Origin of the sequence: Lacrimispora sp. (assembly GCF_032078915.1) — a bacterium.
In the GTDB taxonomy this organism is placed as follows: Bacteria; Bacillota; Clostridia; order Lachnospirales; family Lachnospiraceae; genus Lacrimispora.
This window is the reverse complement of record NZ_DAMAUN010000015.1, coordinates 70,444-85,105: the sequence shown is the minus strand read 5'-3', so window position 1 is coordinate 85,105 and position 14,662 is coordinate 70,444. Positions and strand designations below refer to the sequence as shown.

At 46.5% G+C, this 14,662-nt stretch carries 15 protein-coding genes; 3 read left to right on the top strand and 12 right to left on the bottom strand.

What is annotated here, in order from left to right:
• A partial coding sequence (locus RT269_RS08475) for an NAD(+) synthase (RefSeq protein WP_313181855.1) occupies positions 1-1,585 on the bottom strand: 1,585 nt, incomplete at its 3' end.
• A gap of 275 nt (positions 1,586-1,860) precedes the next feature.
• Here RT269_RS08475 and RT269_RS08470 point away from each other — a divergent pair.
• A complete protein-coding gene (locus RT269_RS08470; RefSeq protein WP_313181853.1) occupies positions 1,861-2,301 on the top strand; it encodes an RrF2 family transcriptional regulator in 441 nt (146 codons plus the stop codon).
• Between the two features lie 297 nt (positions 2,302-2,598).
• Here the strand turns inward: RT269_RS08470 and RT269_RS08465 are convergent, their stop codons facing one another.
• The 8 genes from RT269_RS08465 to RT269_RS08430 all read right to left on the bottom strand — a co-directional run bounded on the left by RT269_RS08465 (position 2,599) and on the right by RT269_RS08430 (position 10,605).
• The gene (locus tag RT269_RS08465; protein WP_313181852.1) at positions 2,599-4,965 is read right to left on the bottom strand and encodes a ribonucleoside triphosphate reductase; all 2,367 of its coding nucleotides are present in this window, start codon (positions 4,963-4,965) and stop codon (positions 2,599-2,601) included.
• Between the two features lie 316 nt (positions 4,966-5,281).
• Positions 5,282-6,553, bottom strand: a complete 1,272-nt coding sequence (gene hflX, locus RT269_RS08460) for a GTPase HflX (protein WP_313181851.1) — start codon at positions 6,551-6,553, stop codon at positions 5,282-5,284.
• A gap of 13 nt (positions 6,554-6,566) precedes the next feature.
• On the bottom strand, positions 6,567-7,346 hold the full coding sequence (locus RT269_RS08455) for a tetratricopeptide repeat protein (protein ID WP_313181849.1): 780 nt from the start codon (positions 7,344-7,346) through the stop codon (positions 6,567-6,569).
• Between the two features lie 50 nt (positions 7,347-7,396).
• On the bottom strand, positions 7,397-7,834 hold the full coding sequence (locus RT269_RS08450; RefSeq protein WP_313181848.1) for a dUTP diphosphatase: 438 nt from the start codon (positions 7,832-7,834) through the stop codon (positions 7,397-7,399).
• Between the two features lie 62 nt (positions 7,835-7,896).
• Positions 7,897-8,553, bottom strand: coding sequence for an SMC-Scp complex subunit ScpB (gene scpB, locus RT269_RS08445; RefSeq protein ID WP_313181847.1), 657 nt, complete (start codon positions 8,551-8,553; stop codon positions 7,897-7,899).
• Complete coding sequence (locus RT269_RS08440; RefSeq protein ID WP_313181846.1) at positions 8,537-9,370, bottom strand: segregation and condensation protein A; 834 nt, start codon at positions 9,368-9,370, stop codon at positions 8,537-8,539. Before RT269_RS08440 ends, scpB begins: the two co-directional genes overlap by 17 nt.
• 84 nt (positions 9,371-9,454) lie before the next feature.
• The gene (locus RT269_RS08435) at positions 9,455-10,309 is read right to left on the bottom strand and encodes a metallophosphoesterase (protein ID WP_313181859.1); all 855 of its coding nucleotides are present in this window, start codon (positions 10,307-10,309) and stop codon (positions 9,455-9,457) included.
• 77 nt (positions 10,310-10,386) lie between these two features.
• Positions 10,387-10,605 (bottom strand): hypothetical protein, encoded by a 219-nt coding sequence (locus RT269_RS08430; RefSeq protein ID WP_313181845.1) that lies wholly within the window; start codon positions 10,603-10,605, stop codon positions 10,387-10,389.
• 94 nt (positions 10,606-10,699) lie between these two features.
• On the opposite strand from RT269_RS08430, the gene RT269_RS08425 reads away from it, so the two are divergent.
• Positions 10,700-10,975, top strand: coding sequence for a helix-turn-helix domain-containing protein (locus RT269_RS08425; protein WP_313181844.1), 276 nt, complete (start codon positions 10,700-10,702; stop codon positions 10,973-10,975).
• Positions 10,976-11,021: 46 nt separating this feature from the next.
• Here RT269_RS08425 and RT269_RS08420 read toward each other — a convergent pair whose 3' ends face one another.
• The 3 genes from RT269_RS08420 to RT269_RS08410 all read right to left on the bottom strand — a co-directional run bounded on the left by RT269_RS08420 (position 11,022) and on the right by RT269_RS08410 (position 13,643).
• The gene (locus tag RT269_RS08420; protein WP_313181843.1) at positions 11,022-12,302 is read right to left on the bottom strand and encodes a serine hydrolase; all 1,281 of its coding nucleotides are present in this window, start codon (positions 12,300-12,302) and stop codon (positions 11,022-11,024) included.
• Between the two features lie 150 nt (positions 12,303-12,452).
• Positions 12,453-13,139, bottom strand: coding sequence for an NUDIX hydrolase (locus tag RT269_RS08415; protein ID WP_313181841.1), 687 nt, complete (start codon positions 13,137-13,139; stop codon positions 12,453-12,455).
• A gap of 24 nt (positions 13,140-13,163) precedes the next feature.
• Positions 13,164-13,643, bottom strand: coding sequence for a COG2426 family protein (locus tag RT269_RS08410; RefSeq protein ID WP_313181840.1), 480 nt, complete (start codon positions 13,641-13,643; stop codon positions 13,164-13,166).
• A 329-nt stretch (positions 13,644-13,972) separates the two neighbouring features.
• Here RT269_RS08410 and RT269_RS08405 point away from each other — a divergent pair, with 329 nt between their 5' ends.
• The gene (locus RT269_RS08405; protein ID WP_313181839.1) at positions 13,973-14,629 is read left to right on the top strand and encodes a phosphatase PAP2 family protein; all 657 of its coding nucleotides are present in this window, start codon (positions 13,973-13,975) and stop codon (positions 14,627-14,629) included.
• The last annotated feature ends 33 nt before the right edge of the window (positions 14,630-14,662 follow it).

Here is a 14,662-nt window from a genome sequence, read left to right as displayed (position 1 = left end):
CCTGAGGCGGAAGAAGTTCCGGGCTTACAGGCGTGTCCAAAACATCAAGAAGCACACCGCTTAAAGCATCTTCCCCGCAGGTATCCGCATAGTAGTGTACCAGATGGCGCACCAGGGTCTTTGGCACCGATGCATTGACTCCGTACATGGACATATGGTCGCCGTTATAGGTCGCCCAGCCTAAGGCCAACTCAGACATATCACCCGTTCCAATGACCATTCCATTCAGCTTGTTTGCCATATCCATTAACACCTGGGTCCTCTCCCTGGCCTGGGAGTTTTCATAAGTTACATCGTGAACATCCTCCCTATGTCCAATATCCCGGAAATGAAGGCTTACGGCTTCCCTGATATTCACCTCCATAAGCTTGGCTCCAAGGGTTTTGGTCAGGGTACAGGCATTCTGATAGGTACGGTCCGTTGTTCCGAAACAGGGCATGGTCACCGCATGGATCTGATTTCTGGGGATTTCCAGCATATCAAAAGCGCGGACTGTCACCAGAAGGGCTAGAGTGGAATCTAAGCCTCCGGAAATTCCGATCACTGCATGCTTACAGCCTGTATGGGCAAGCCTCTTTTTTAAGCCCATAGCCTGTATGGAGAGAATCTCCTCACATCTTCGGTTCCTCTCCTTCGCATTGTCCGGGACAAAGGGCCTTGGATCAATGAATCTCTTTAAGTCCAGTTCCTTTTTCTTCATTTTGAAAGAAACCACCGTATAATTCGTATGGTCGGCCTGGGGAAAGGTGGTCATCCGCCGTCTTTCGTGAATCAGCCTCTCTAAGTCCATATCCCCGTATATGGTCTCATTTCCAAAGCGTTTGGATTCTGCAAGCAGAGTGCCGTTTTCTGCTATCAGGTTCTGGCCGCCGAACACCAGATCCTGAGTGGATTCGCCCTCTCCTGCGTTGGCATAGATGAAGCCACATACCAGACTGGCAGAATGTCCCGTGATAAGACTTCTCCTGTAAATATCCTTACCCGTTGTCTCGTCGCTGGCCGAGCAGTTTACGATCACCGTTGCTCCGGCGGTGGCATGACGGATGGATGGCGGATTTGGAACCCATGCATCCTCGCATATCTCCGCTGCAACGACAAGCTGGGGAATGTCCTCACATGCAAAAAGAATATTGGCTCCCATGGGAATCAGTTCATCTTCCCATTTTACCATCACCGGTATTTCGTTTCCCGGCTGGAAATAACGCAGTTCATAAAACTCTGAATAATTGGGAAGATTGGTCTTCGGTACGATCCCAAGGATCTTTCCGTTTTGTATGGCAACAGCCGTATTATATAACTTTCCTCCCCATTCCCAGGGCATGCCTATAAAGCATAGAAGATCGTGGCCTTCCGTAGCCTTTAAAATCTCTTTAAGCTCCTTATGGGCCTTTCTTAACAGGGCATCCTGCCCGAATAAATCGCCGCAGGTATAGGCGGTTAAGCAGAGCTCCGGAAACACCATGAGTTTTGTCTGCCTTTTAATTCCCTCTTTTATCTGCTCACAAATCCGCTCCCTGTTAAACTCCGGGTCTGCTACCTTTACGTCAGGGGTTGCTGCGGCAACACGTATATATCCATGTTTCATCTTTTTTATCTCCTATCTATTCATTGCTGCCCTTTGGTATTCGTTTCATCGGCATGGTTGTAATCCATGTTATAGGATGACACCACATCACCGTTCCAAAACTGGAGAAATATGACATCCTCTTTTCCCAATTCTCTAATGAGTATTAGTATACATCCATTTTCATAAATTGGGAAGCCGGATAATTTGAGGTTTACTTTCCAGGTGGTTTCGTGTACAATATTTTTATATCCTACTAAACAGATAAGAATAATTAGGAAGGGGATTTTTTTACCATGAAATTTTCTACCAAGGGACGCTACGCCCTTCGTATGATGCTTGAATTTGCACTTCATCCGGGCGAATGCACAAAAATCAATCAGGTGGCGGAACGCCAGGAAATATCGGATAAATATCTGGAACAGATTGTCACCATCTTAAGCAGGGCCGGGTACGTGAAAAGCAGAAGAGGTGCACAGGGCGGTTATTACCTGACAAAGGATCCTTCGGAGTATACCGTGGGCATGATCCTGCGCCTTGCAGAGGGTAGTCTGGTTCCCGTATCATGTCTGGAAGATGAAATCAACCCCTGCAGCCGTTCCCATAATTGTGCCACACTCATGGTATGGAAAAAGCTGGATCATGCGATCTCCGATGTGGTAGACGGCATTACCTTAGCAGATCTGGTGGAAGAACAAAAAAGGCTGGATGGCCAGGCCAATTATTACGAAATCTAAGCAATGGCATATAAAAGTCCGTGTTCTCCAAAGCCAAAGGAAAACACGGACTTTTTAAAACTCAAATGCGTTCAGCCGTATATTCCTTACCTGCCAAAGTCCCATCGAATATATCGCGGAAAGAGGAATCATTTCAAATCCCCAGCCATATCAGGAGGTGCAGTATGCCAGGCAGATCAGGCTTATTCCGGCAGCCCATCTTTTTGCATGAGATGACAAAAGATTCCATGCCATTACAGCATAGAATCTTTTTACTGACCTCTATATCTTAATGATGGACTGACGAAGGGATCCCTTTCAGCAGATCGTGCTTTCCGCAAACTTCCTGATTTCAGAAGCATTGGTGATCTTCTGGATCTGATCGTTCTTTATAACCACCAGAGTAGGAGCCTGCATAATTCCAAACCTTGTGGCAAGTTCTGCATTCTCCTCTGCATCCACTACTTCATAATCCATGTTTTGTAAAAACTGTTTTGCCATCCGGCAATTCGGGCAGGTCTTAGTCGTAAAGAGATAGGTCCCGGCCGGGATCTCCGCCTTTTTCACCGATGCCTTATCCCGGTTCTCCAAAGCAGCTCCTTTTTTCAGCACAGAGCGGACAGGATCGTATGTTGTCCGGTTCTTGTATTCCTGGGTTTTACCCTCATTCCAGTTCTGCACCGGCCGGTAGTATCCGGTGATCCGGCTGTATACCTCAGCCTTTTTTCCGCAGACCGGGCATACATTATGCTCGCCGGAAAGATATCCGTGCTCCGAACAAATGGAATAGGTGGGCGACAATGTATAATAAGGCAGCTTGTAATTCTCCGCGATGGTGTGCACCAGCTTTGCCGCAGCTTCCCAGTCAGGAAGCTTCTCTCCCAGAAATGCATGGAATACGGTTCCTGAAGTATAGAGGGTCTGCAGCTCATCCTGAATATCAAGCGCGTCAAAGATATCAGCCGTATAATCCACAGGAAGGTGGGAGCTGTTGGTATAATAAGGGGTATCTCCCGGGTTTCCGGCTGTTTTGATATCCGGATAATGCTTCTTGTCATGCTTTGCCAGACGGTATGTGGTGGACTCTGCCGGGGTTGCCTCCAGATTGTATAAGTCTCCGTAGATCTCCTGGTAATCCGACAGCCTTTCCCGCATGTGATTTAACACATCCTTTGTAAACTGCCTGGTTTTTCCATTCGTCATATCCTCGCCCAGCCACTTGGCGTTTAAGCCAACTTCGTTCATGCCGATCAGGCCGATGGTGGAAAAATGGTTTTCAAAACTGCCCAGATAGCGTTTCGTATAAGGATAAAGTCCCTGTTTCAAAAGTTTTGTTATAACTTCCCGCTTGGTCTTTAATGACCGGGCTGAAATATCCATCATATGATCCAGGCGCTTGTAAAAATCAGCCTCATTATGGGAAAGGTAAGCGATTCTTGGCATGTTGATGGTTACAACACCCACGGAACCGGTGCTTTCGCCGGAACCGAAGAATCCGCCGGTTTTTCTTCTAAGCTCTCTTAAATCCAGGCGCAAACGGCAGCACATACTTCTTACATCGCTTGGTTCCATATCGCTGTTAATATAATTTGAAAAGTAAGGGGTACCGTATTTGGAGGTCATCTCAAACAGCAGCCGGTTATTTTCCGTATTGGACCAGTCAAAATCCCTGGTTATTGAGTAAGTAGGAATGGGATACTGGAATCCTCTCCCATTGGCGTCTCCCTCTATCATGGTTTCAATAAAGGCCTTATTGATCATATCCATCTCAGCCTTGCAGTCTTTATACTTAAAGTCCGCTTCTTCACCGCCAACGATTGCGTTAAGCTCTGCCATATCAGCTGGAACGGTCCAGTCCAGAGTAATATTGGAAAACGGAGCCTGAGTTCCCCATCGGCTTGGCGTATTCACGCCGTAGATAAAGGATTCAATACATTTCTTCACTTCCCGGTAGGATAAATCATCAGCCTTTACAAAAGGAGCCAGATATGTATCAAAAGAAGAGAAGGCCTGGGCACCAGCCCATTCATTTTGCATGATCCCCAGGAAATTGACCATTTGGTTGCAAAGTACGGATAAATGCTTTGCAGGGGAAGAAGTGATCTTTCCCGGTATTCCGCCAAGTCCCTCAAGAAGAAGCTGCTTTAAGGACCAGCCGGCACAGTACCCGGTGAGCATGGATAAATCGTGGATATGGACATCCGCGTTCCTGTGTGCATTAGCGATCTCCTGGTCATAAATTTCAGACAGCCAGTAATTCGCCGTAACCGCACCGGAGTTGCTTAATATCAGCCCTCCAACGGAATAGGTAACAGTGGAATTTTCCTTGACACGCCAGTCTTCTACCTTTACGTAGCTGTTTACCACAGCCTTGTAATCCAGAATGGTATCCTTCATATTCCGTATCTTTTCCCGCTGCTTCCTGTATAAAATATAAGCCTTCGCCACATCGGTATATCCCGCCTGCTCAAGAACGTGTTCCACACTGTCCTGAATCTGTTCTACCGCGATCTGGCCTCCTGTCATCTTTCCCTGAAAATCAGCAGTTACCCGAAGAGACAGCAGTTCCAGTATTTCATTGTTATACTCCTTTTGAGTGGCTTTAAATGCTTTTTTAATCGCTTCCGTGATTTTATTCAGACTGAATTCAGCACTTTCCCCATCTCTCTTTACCACCTGGATCATAAAACTAAACTCCTTTCCTCTGCATAACCCCTTATGTTCCTATTTTTATCATATAGTACATTATGAAAACATGTTTTCATAATCGGATGGACGGCAGTAAATAATACTGCCTTTTATCAGAGATCTGAAAAGCAATTTCTGATAAGTAATGGATCGGAACAAAAAACACTTCCGATAATCGGAGGGCGGCAGTAAAAGCACTGCCCTTTATCAGAAACCTGACAAGCGGTTTCTGATAAGTAACATTATAGCAGAAGAAAAGAAAAAACACAATATGTGGATTAGTTTTTTAACACTAATCCACATATTGTGTTTTTCATTCATCAAAAGAATCGGCATTGTCTGCCAGAGAGGCAAACAGCTCCGATGGAACATAGGCGTTCACCAGAATCCCGTCTTCCTGATATTCTTCCTTAAGCAGCTGTCCGTATTTGCGGATCAGCTGGATTTTCCCTGCTTCCTTATAGGAGTAGACCTTTTCCAGATATACTTTCTGGTTTCTAAGAATGGTTTCTAAAAGATTTAAAAGTTCGTCAAGGCCTTCTCCGGTTTTTGCAGAGATCCTCACCTGATGATCGGAAGAAACATCCCTTAGGATCACACCGCCTTCTGCCGTATCGATCTTATTGAACACGGTAACCATCACCTTATCACAAACTCCAAGCTCCCTCAAAGTTTCATACACAACATACATCTGCATATCCATCTGGGGATTGGAACAGTCCACCACATGAAGGATGATATCGCTGTACTTGGCTTCTTCCAGGGTGCTTTTAAAGGCTTCGATCAAATGATGGGGAAGCTTTCTGATAAATCCTACCGTATCCGTTAAAAGAATCTGCTGCCCGCCCGGCAGGCTTAAATTCCTTGTGGTTGGATCCAGAGTAGCAAACAGCTTATCCTCAGCCAGTATCCCGGCATCTGTAAGCCTGTTTAACAAGGTGGATTTCCCGGCATTGGTATAGCCTACGATGGCGGCGGTGGGAACATGGTTTTTATCCCTCTGCTGCCTGACAACTTCTCTGTGACGTTTCACATCCTCTAAATCAGCCTTTAGCATTCCGATCCTGTCATGGATCAGACGCCGGTCCATTTCCAGTTTTTTCTCTCCAGGTCCGCGGGTGCCGATTCCGCCTCCCAGACGGGACAAGGAGCTTCTAAGGCCCACCAGACGGGCCGACCGGTACTTAAGCTGAGCCAGCTCCACCTGGATCTTCCCTTCCCTTGTAGTGGCTCTGGAAGCAAAAATATCCAGGATCACCATGGTCCGGTCCATGATCTTTGTATCCAGAGCCTCTTGCAAATTACGAAGCTGGGCCGGAGACAGTTCATCATCGCAGACAATTCCGGTTGCATCAAGCTCCCAGATACGGTCCTTTATTTCTTCAATCTTTCCTTTTCCCAGATAAGTCCCAGGATGGATTCTCTCCCGGTTCTGGATTATCTTATCCACGGTAACGGCTCCTGCCGTTTTTACCAGTTCTTCCAGCTCGTCAAGGGACGCCCGTGTGTCATTCTCATCTCCGGTACTGACCGCCACCAGGATCACCCGTTCTTCTATTTCCTTTAACTCAATCGGATCTGCCATTAATTGTCCCAACCTATCTTGTCTTTAAAAATGTGATCTCCCGCTCCGCTTCCTCATCAGGACCATGAGCTGAGACATACTGCTGCATCAGATCCAGGGCTGTTTTAAATTCCCCTTTACGCTCCTCGGCAACAGCCTGATTAAACAAAAGTTCCGGGACCTCTGAACTGTCAGTCGTTAAAAGGCCCTTCTTAAAATATTCGGCCGCTCCATCCCAATCTTCCCCGGTCATCTTACATAAGCCCATCCGGTTATAAAGCTGTGCGCTTTCCTCTCCGTCACTAAGGGCTTCCTCATAGAGGCTCATGGCATCAGAAGCCGCTCCGTCCTTTTCCATAGCTGCTCCTGCAGCAAGCAGGGCTTTCATCCTGCCCGGTGCCTTTTTTTCTTTATCCAGCTCAGCGCTTCGCTTATAGTCCTCTATGGCACCGTTTAAATCGCCGGCCCCTGCCCTTGAAACAGAACGGAGATTTAAATATTCCGGGCGTTCTTCATCCACCTTTATGAGTATGTCATAGGTATCTGCAGCGGAAGAATAGTCACCTGCCAGGTATTCGGCTTCTGCCCGGTACTTTAACACATCCACATCAAACTTCCCAACTAATCCTTTGGATGAGCTGATGGCCTGATCAAAGGCTTCCACGGCATTGTCATAATTGCCCTGGTTAAGAGCCTCGATACCGGCGGCCCTGTAAGAATATTTGTTTTCTTTTTTTCCGCAGCCGCCTGCTGCTATGGTAACTGTCAGTGTCAGCCCAAGGATGGCAGCCCCATATCCTGTCTTTCTTCTCATGCTATTATCTCCAACTTAAAGAAGTTCGATTCGCCACTATCTCACCAATATTATTGTTTTCCAGTGCTTCCATGGCCGCCGCGGTCCTCATGCCCCAGAAGTTCCACTTCTTCTAAACATAAAGCAGGCTGATGCTCCATAATGCGGAACTGGCAGATGCGTTCATTTGCATGGATCACGGTATCCCGCAGCGCATAGGCAGGGAAAAACCACTGGTCATTGTCCCCGCAGTAAGTCTCATCAATAACTCCCATGCTGTTGGTCTGGATCACGCCGTAATTCTTAAATGTACTGCTTCTTGGAACCACATGGGCTTCAAATCCAGCCGGCAGTTCCATTGCTATCCCCAGGGGAATCAGTTTAAACTCGCCTGCCTTCATCTCCACTTCCTCTGCTGCCCGTAGGTCAATCCAGTCAGATTTGCCGTCAATGTAGCGTAAACGTTCTATTTTATCCGTAAAATATTTTATTCTTATGGTTTGTGTCATCTTATTTCCTCTTTCCTGCCCTGCTTTTTGGGCATAAAGGTATCCCTGAAAGGGGTGTACTCCTAAATGTTATCCTTATTTTTATCTTCTGCCGGGATCAGATCGCCGCTTTCAGAAAGCTCCTCTTCCACTTCCATCCGTATCTCAGCTGTTACAACAGGATCGGCAACCGGAAGATTCTGAGTAGATCCGATACCAAATCTTCTTAAAAATTCCTCTGTGGTGGCAAACAGTGCCGGACGGCCGGGAGCATCCACGCGGCCCACTTCATATACCAGGTTGTATTCCACCAGCTTATTGACTGCATGATCCGATTTTACGCCCCTGATTTTCTCTATTTCAAGCTTTGTCACAGGCTGCTTGTAAGCTATGATGGACAGTGTCTCTAAAACCACATCCGTAAGAACCTGCTTTTTAGGCGCAGATGCCACACGGATCAAGTTCTCATAATATTCAGACCGCGTGCACATCTGATAGCTGTTTTCCAGTTCAAGGATCTGCATCCCTCTTTTCCCTGTTTCATAGCGCTTCATCAAACGGAGAACCACTTCCTTTGCCGTGGCTTCATCCTGGTCAATCGCAGCGGCAAGAGCCTTAAGTTCAACGGAATTTCCCATGGTAAAGAGAACCGCCTCGATCACGGCTTCCCACACCTTTTCTTCTTTTGTGCTCTTCTTCGGCCCATCAGCCAAAAGAGTATCCTTATCCATCGATTCCATCGATTTCCTCTCCCTTAATTCCTTCCCCTGCATCCTGAAGTTCCGACAAATCCAGTTCCCTGTCTTCCCCTTCCGGTTCCAGGGTTTCAATGAACATGTCATCAAACAAATGCTCCTGGGTCAGCCTGATCTTGCCGATCTTCATGAGCTCCAGAAGCGCTAAAAATGTCACAACAACCAGGGTCCGGTCCGGCTGCTGCTCAAGCAGCCCGCGGAAAGAAAACTTCCGGTGCTCTCTGGCATAATCCATGACCGATTTTATCTTGTCCTCCAGGCTTATGGATTCCCTGCGGATATTGCCAAACCGGCTGCGGATAGGATCCACACGGTCCGATTTCCGTTTCGTGACCGCCCGGAAAATCTCCTGGAGTTTCGCCAGGGTAAGCCCGTCAAGGAGCTTGTCCAAATCCACCGGCGGTTCGTACTTTGCCACCTCAGGCGGAATGGAAGGGGATTTATACAGCAATCGTTCAGCCCCCACTTCCCGGTCCTTAAGCTCCAGAGACATATATTTATAATATTTGTATTCCAAAAGGCGTGCCACAAGCTCAGCCCTGGGATCCTCTTCCTCGCCTTCCTCATTGGTCTCCCTGGGAAGCAGCATGCGCGCCTTTATATCAATGAGGGTCGCAGCCATGACAAGAAATTCGCTGACAATGTTTAAATCCTCTGTTTCCATGTGATTTACAAATTCCAGGTACTGCTCCGTGATCGTCGCAATGGGAATGTCGTAGATATTCACCTTGTTCTTCTCGATCAAATGAAGCAGTAAATCCAGCGGCCCCTCGAAATTATCCAGTTTATAAGAGATTCCCATAAAATCCTCCAAGGCAGAATAAGACATGCCTTTGACCAGTATATCAAATCCTTCTTCATCTGTAAATATATGGAAGGCCCAAAATCATGATTTCGTCTTTAAATCCACCACTACCAGTTGAGGTTTGTTGTTTAAGCGTATATTGATGGAATGGGTCCCAAGCCCTCTGCTCACGATCATATGCCTCCCATCTTCTGTAAACTCACCGGCGCAGTATGGAAGGAAAAATTGATATTGAGGCGTCATGACCCCTCCAAGGTATGGAAGCCTTATGGTTCCCCCATGAAAGTGACCGGACAGAGTCAAATCTGCTCCCCAGCTTCTGCATGAGGAAAAATAAAGGGGAGAATGGCACAGCAGAATCTGAAACCGCTCCTTCGATGCCTTCCCCACCTTTTGTTCAATCTCTTCCTCTGTTAACCGATCCGGATGGAACTTCCGGTAAGCCCCTTTTTTTAGATCAATCCCGGTAACAGCGATATCTTCCCCATACCATTCCGTCCGGTCATCAAGAACTTTGATTCCAAGTTTTTTTAAATTTTGCACGTAAGCTTCATATGCGCCCCCGTACACCTGTTGTTCCCAAAGCAGACGGTTCTCATGATTGCCATTGCCGCAAAAGACAGGGTATTTACCTGCCAGCTTTTCCAAAAGCTCTAAGGCAGCGGCCATATCCGCTTTCCCCTTGCTGATGATCATATCGCCGCCTACCAGTACAAGATCAGGAGCCGCCTCATCCACAGCGGCCAGAAGCCTTTCATTGCCGTCGCCAAACCGGTGTTCGTGAAGATCGGAAAGGAACACGATGGTACGATCCGCTTTTATCTCAGCACTTTCCAAAACAGTTCTCTCTATGCTAAGCTGTTCTTTTTCATACTCAGAACGCAAATATAAGCCTGCGCCCACTGCGGCGCAAATAGCTACGGCAGAAAATTCCATCTGATTTTTCCTCTCTTCCTTCATTCTTTTTCTTGCTTTCTGTTCATCATACAATGAAGGGCCTGTCTGCGTCAAGTCTAAGAGGACCAGTTGCCCATCAGATATTCAATGATGAGATTGGGCACAATAACCATAAGCCCAATGCCAATGCTCATGACAATGGTACCGTAATAATATTCCTGGTAACCTGGAGCTCCCGGAGCCGGCGGGACTGTAAACGCAAGGTGGTAGATGGACTTGAAGAGAACAAAAAAGCAGATAAGATAAAAAATTACGTTAAATAGATTCTTTTTCATTGATATAATCCTCCTTTCCCATAATATAAACCACTTATGGATAATATGCAATACTGGATAATCACGGTTTAATTAAGGACAGAGGTGATAAATCATGATTGTTTATGACAGACTATGGGAAACCATGAAAAAGAAAAACGTCAGCCAGTATCATCTGATAAAGTACTGCAAGGTCAGTGCCGGGCAAATCGGGCGGCTTAAGAAAAATAACTTCGTATCCACTCATACCATTGATATGCTCTGCAGGATTCTGGACTGCGAGGTAGAAGAAATCATGGAATACCGGGCCGATATAAGCGAGGCCACCCTGATGTCAGAAAACCAAACGGAAACAGAACAGGACAATGCTCCTTCAGAGGATTTGGCATAGAAAAAGAGCCTATAGGCTCTTTTTCTATGCCAAAAACCTCCATGTTCTACCGGATCCAGGCACCGGAAGAATCCAGGCGGTATCCATCAGGCGTAATGGTATCCTTAAGCATGGCTCCATTGGCTCCCAGATAATACCATTTCCCATTGCTCTCCACCCAGCGGCTTGCCGCCATATGGGAATCTGTGTCAAACCAGTAATACACTCCGTTTATACTCTGCCACTCGTTGCAGGCCTTATTGCCATCCTGTTTTCCGTAATACCATTTCGTCCCCTCCTGGACCCAGCCCTGGGAAGAGGCCTGTGCTGTCCCGCCGGCTGCCTTTAAGGCAAATCCATAATCTAGCAGAGACTTTGTATCCTCATAATGAGTGGATTTACTCTTCATGATAACCGCAATCAGCCGGACACCGTTCTTTTCCACACAGGTGACTAAGGTATTGCCCGCCAGGGAAGTAAAGCCTGTCTTACCCCCTATCACTCCCGGATAATATCTGGAATCTCCCGGATTAAGCATCTTATGCCCCATAGTCACCGTCCTGGCCGAAGCTTTCTTTGTGGCCGGTATCTGGTAACTTAAGGTAGAGGATACCTTTTTTACCGTGTCATTCTGATAGGCTGCTCTGGCAATGAGGGCCATGTCATGAGGTGTGGTATAATGGCTGGAGCTGTTAAGTCCGTTGGGGTTGACAAAATTGGTTCCAGTACAGCCAAGCTCCTTTGCCCTGGCATTCATCAGGGCAGAAAAGGCGCTGACACTTCCTGAAACATGCTCTGCCAGACCATTGGCCACTTCATTGGCAGACTTAAGCATGAGTCCGTAGAGGCTCTGCTCTACCGTAAGCTTGTCCCCTTCCGTAAGCCCCAGAGTTACCGCACCTGATTCCAGGTTTGTGGTGGCAGCCTTTGAAAATGTCACTGTTTCTGACAAATTGCATTTTTCTGCAACAAGAAGGGCGGTCATAAGCTTTGTAATGCTGGCAGGATAGTATCTTGTTTCCCCGTTCTTTGAATAAAGCAGGGTACCTGTAGACGCATCCATAAGGATCGCGCCTTCCGATTGAATGACCGGCTGTTTTATGTCCGCAGGTAACGTTCCTCCGGCATTGGGAATGTCTCCCGTCTGAGTACTTCCCCCGCCGGTTCCTGCGCCGGTCCCAGGCCCGGTCTCACCGGAGGTGTTTCCCGACGGCCCGCTTCCCGACTCTGTCTGTCCCGCAGTTCCCGGAAACGGCTGTATTAAGGGCATCTCCCCGTATGATGGTATTGACGCAAGAATGCTGATACTGATTACCAGGCTCCACAGCCTGCATGATTTTTTTGCCATATCCTGTTATCTCCTGTATATTTCTGCACGCAAGTATCATTTCTTACAACAGTATAGCATAAAATCCATAATTTTCCGATTAAAATTTTCTTACAATAACTTAAAAACACCGCCTTACTCAGGCGGTGTGTACTCAGGCGGTGTGATCTTCTAAAAAATCTGATCGCTATATTCTTTTTCCAATTCTTCCAAACGGTCCATTGCCACGTTTAAGATCTCAGCATGGTCAAATGCCAGCTTCTCCTGATCCAGCACATCAATGGCCGGCAAAAGATCGATCTCCGTTTCCTTTTTCCACATCATAGCCTGACGCTCATAGGTTTCGGTGATACGATAGCTCATAAAAATATGTTCCTCTTCATTTTCAATGGTAAGCGCATAGGTGGCTCCATTCTCCAGTTCAGAGAGCTTCTTTTTCTTTACCTGGAACCAACAGGCTTCTTCGGCATCATCTCCGGCCTTTGGAGTCAGCTGATTCTTAGGTACTGCGGCCATATAGGATACTGAAATGACTCTTGTCCTGGGATCACGCTTCACGTTCCCCCATGTATAGAGCTGTTCCAGACAAATGCCTTTTAACCCCGTCTCTTCCTCCAGCTCTCTGGCTGCCGCGGCCTCCAGGGATTCATCCACATTTACAAAACCTCCCGGAATCGCCCACTGTCCGATGCATGGATGGTTTTTCCGCTTAATGAGAAGAACTTCTGTTTCCATCTCCTCCTCATCCACCGCAAAAATCAGCATATCCACGGTCACCGACGGGCGTTCATAATTCCCCGGACGATACTGCAAAAGAAACTCTTTTTCCGTTAATCCCTCTTCATTCCTTCGTTCCATTCTGCCCTTCTTCCTACCAGTATCCTAAAAAATCACGGACTGAAGCGCCCCTAAAACTCCTGCACTGGCAAGTCCCATAATAGCCCCTGCCACCAGGACGCCTCCCATCACGGCTAAAATACTGGATTTAAAATCAATATCAAGCAGGCTGGCTGCCAAAGTGCCGGTCCAGGCACCGGTTCCCGGAAGGGGAACTCCCACAAATAACAAAAGTGCAATAAACAACCCTTGTCCAGCTTTCGCCTGCAGTTTTTCACCGCCACGCTTTCCTTTTTCCAGGCACCAGGAAAAAAAGCCGCCGATCACTGGCTTATCTGCTCCCCATTCGAGAACCTTCCTCGCAAACAGATATATGATAGGTACCGGAAGCATATTCCCAAGAATCGCAACGATATAGGACTGAAAAAGTGGAAGTCCCATCACTGTTGCATATGGAATTGCACCGCGAAGCTCTATCAACGGAACCATGGAGATAAAGAAAACGGTCATATATTTTTGTAACATATTCCATTCCTTTCGTGTAAAAGTCTGCCTTTATACTATACACAAAGTTTGACCGTCTATCAACCATTTTATAAAAAGATTATATTTGCCATAGAGCGCCGGGAGGAAGCAGAGCAGGGCATACCCCTTTCTGCATATACCATATATTATAGAAAGAAGAAGGGGCTGTCCATGAAGGACCGGCAGCAAAAACGAACCTTTCGCTTAATCTTCTCTGAATTAAATATTAACATTTGTAAAATACTATTGTACTGTCAAAACGAGTATGATATAATCCTCCAAAGTTGATAATCATGATACCAATCGCCAGAATGGAGAAAGATGACTATATGAAAGATCTGTTTCACAGATACAGGCATGTCTGGATCCTCGGCTACGCCTTTATCTATATTCCGTGGTTTATTTACCTGGAAAAGACGGTGACAAACCACTACTATATCATGCATGTTGCTTTAGACGACCTGATTCCTTTTAATGAATATTTCATTATTCCATATCTTTTATGGTTTGTTTATATAGCTGCTGCTATTTTATTCTTTTTTTATACTGATGTAAAAGATTTTTACAGACTATGTACCATGCTGTTTACAGGAATGACCATCAGTCTGGTGATCTGCACCGTGTTTCCAAACGGTACGGATTTCCGCCCTGTGATTGATCCGGGAAAAAACATCTGCTCAGATATAGTAGCGATTCTCTATTCCACGGATACTTGTACCAATGTATTCCCCAGTATCCATGTTTATAACTCTATTTGTGTACACATTGCAGTCCTTCACAATGAATGCTTAAGGAAATACCGGTCAGTGAAGACCGGTTCCCTGATCCTGATGATCTCCATCAGCCTTGCGACTGTTTTCTTAAAACAGCATTCCGCCTTTGACGGACTTGGTTCTCTGGTTATGGCCTATGTTATGTACCACTTTGTATACTCTGACTCTTTTGTTCCCAGCAGGGAGAAAGTTACAGAAAAAGCCATCAGTTAAAAACATATCCCCTGACGCCTTTCATTGATTGGC

Bases quoted from the DNA above. Each gene is read 5' to 3' on its own strand.
- RT269_RS08470 (WP_313181853.1), top strand. From the start codon at position 1,861: ATGAAATTTTCTACCAAGGGACGCTACGCCCTTCGTATGATGCTTGAA.
- RT269_RS08465 (WP_313181852.1), bottom strand. From the start codon at position 4,965: ATGATCCAGGTGGTAAAGAGAGATGGGGAAAGTGCTGAATTCAGTCTG.
- hflX (WP_313181851.1), bottom strand. From the start codon at position 6,553: ATGGCAGATCCGATTGAGTTAAAGGAAATAGAAGAACGGGTGATCCTG.
- RT269_RS08455 (WP_313181849.1), bottom strand. From the start codon at position 7,346: ATGAGAAGAAAGACAGGATATGGGGCTGCCATCCTTGGGCTGACACTG.
- RT269_RS08450 (WP_313181848.1), bottom strand. From the start codon at position 7,834: ATGACACAAACCATAAGAATAAAATATTTTACGGATAAAATAGAACGT.
- scpB (WP_313181847.1), bottom strand. From the start codon at position 8,553: ATGGAATCGATGGATAAGGATACTCTTTTGGCTGATGGGCCGAAGAAG.
- RT269_RS08440 (WP_313181846.1), bottom strand. From the start codon at position 9,370: ATGGGAATCTCTTATAAACTGGATAATTTCGAGGGGCCGCTGGATTTA.
- RT269_RS08435 (WP_313181859.1), bottom strand. From the start codon at position 10,309: ATGGAATTTTCTGCCGTAGCTATTTGCGCCGCAGTGGGCGCAGGCTTA.
- RT269_RS08430 (WP_313181845.1), bottom strand. From the start codon at position 10,605: ATGAAAAAGAATCTATTTAACGTAATTTTTTATCTTATCTGCTTTTTT.
- RT269_RS08425 (WP_313181844.1), top strand. From the start codon at position 10,700: ATGATTGTTTATGACAGACTATGGGAAACCATGAAAAAGAAAAACGTC.
- RT269_RS08420 (WP_313181843.1), bottom strand. From the start codon at position 12,302: ATGGCAAAAAAATCATGCAGGCTGTGGAGCCTGGTAATCAGTATCAGC.
- RT269_RS08415 (WP_313181841.1), bottom strand. From the start codon at position 13,139: ATGGAACGAAGGAATGAAGAGGGATTAACGGAAAAAGAGTTTCTTTTG.
- RT269_RS08410 (WP_313181840.1), bottom strand. From the start codon at position 13,643: ATGTTACAAAAATATATGACCGTTTTCTTTATCTCCATGGTTCCGTTG.
- RT269_RS08405 (WP_313181839.1), top strand. From the start codon at position 13,973: ATGAAAGATCTGTTTCACAGATACAGGCATGTCTGGATCCTCGGCTAC.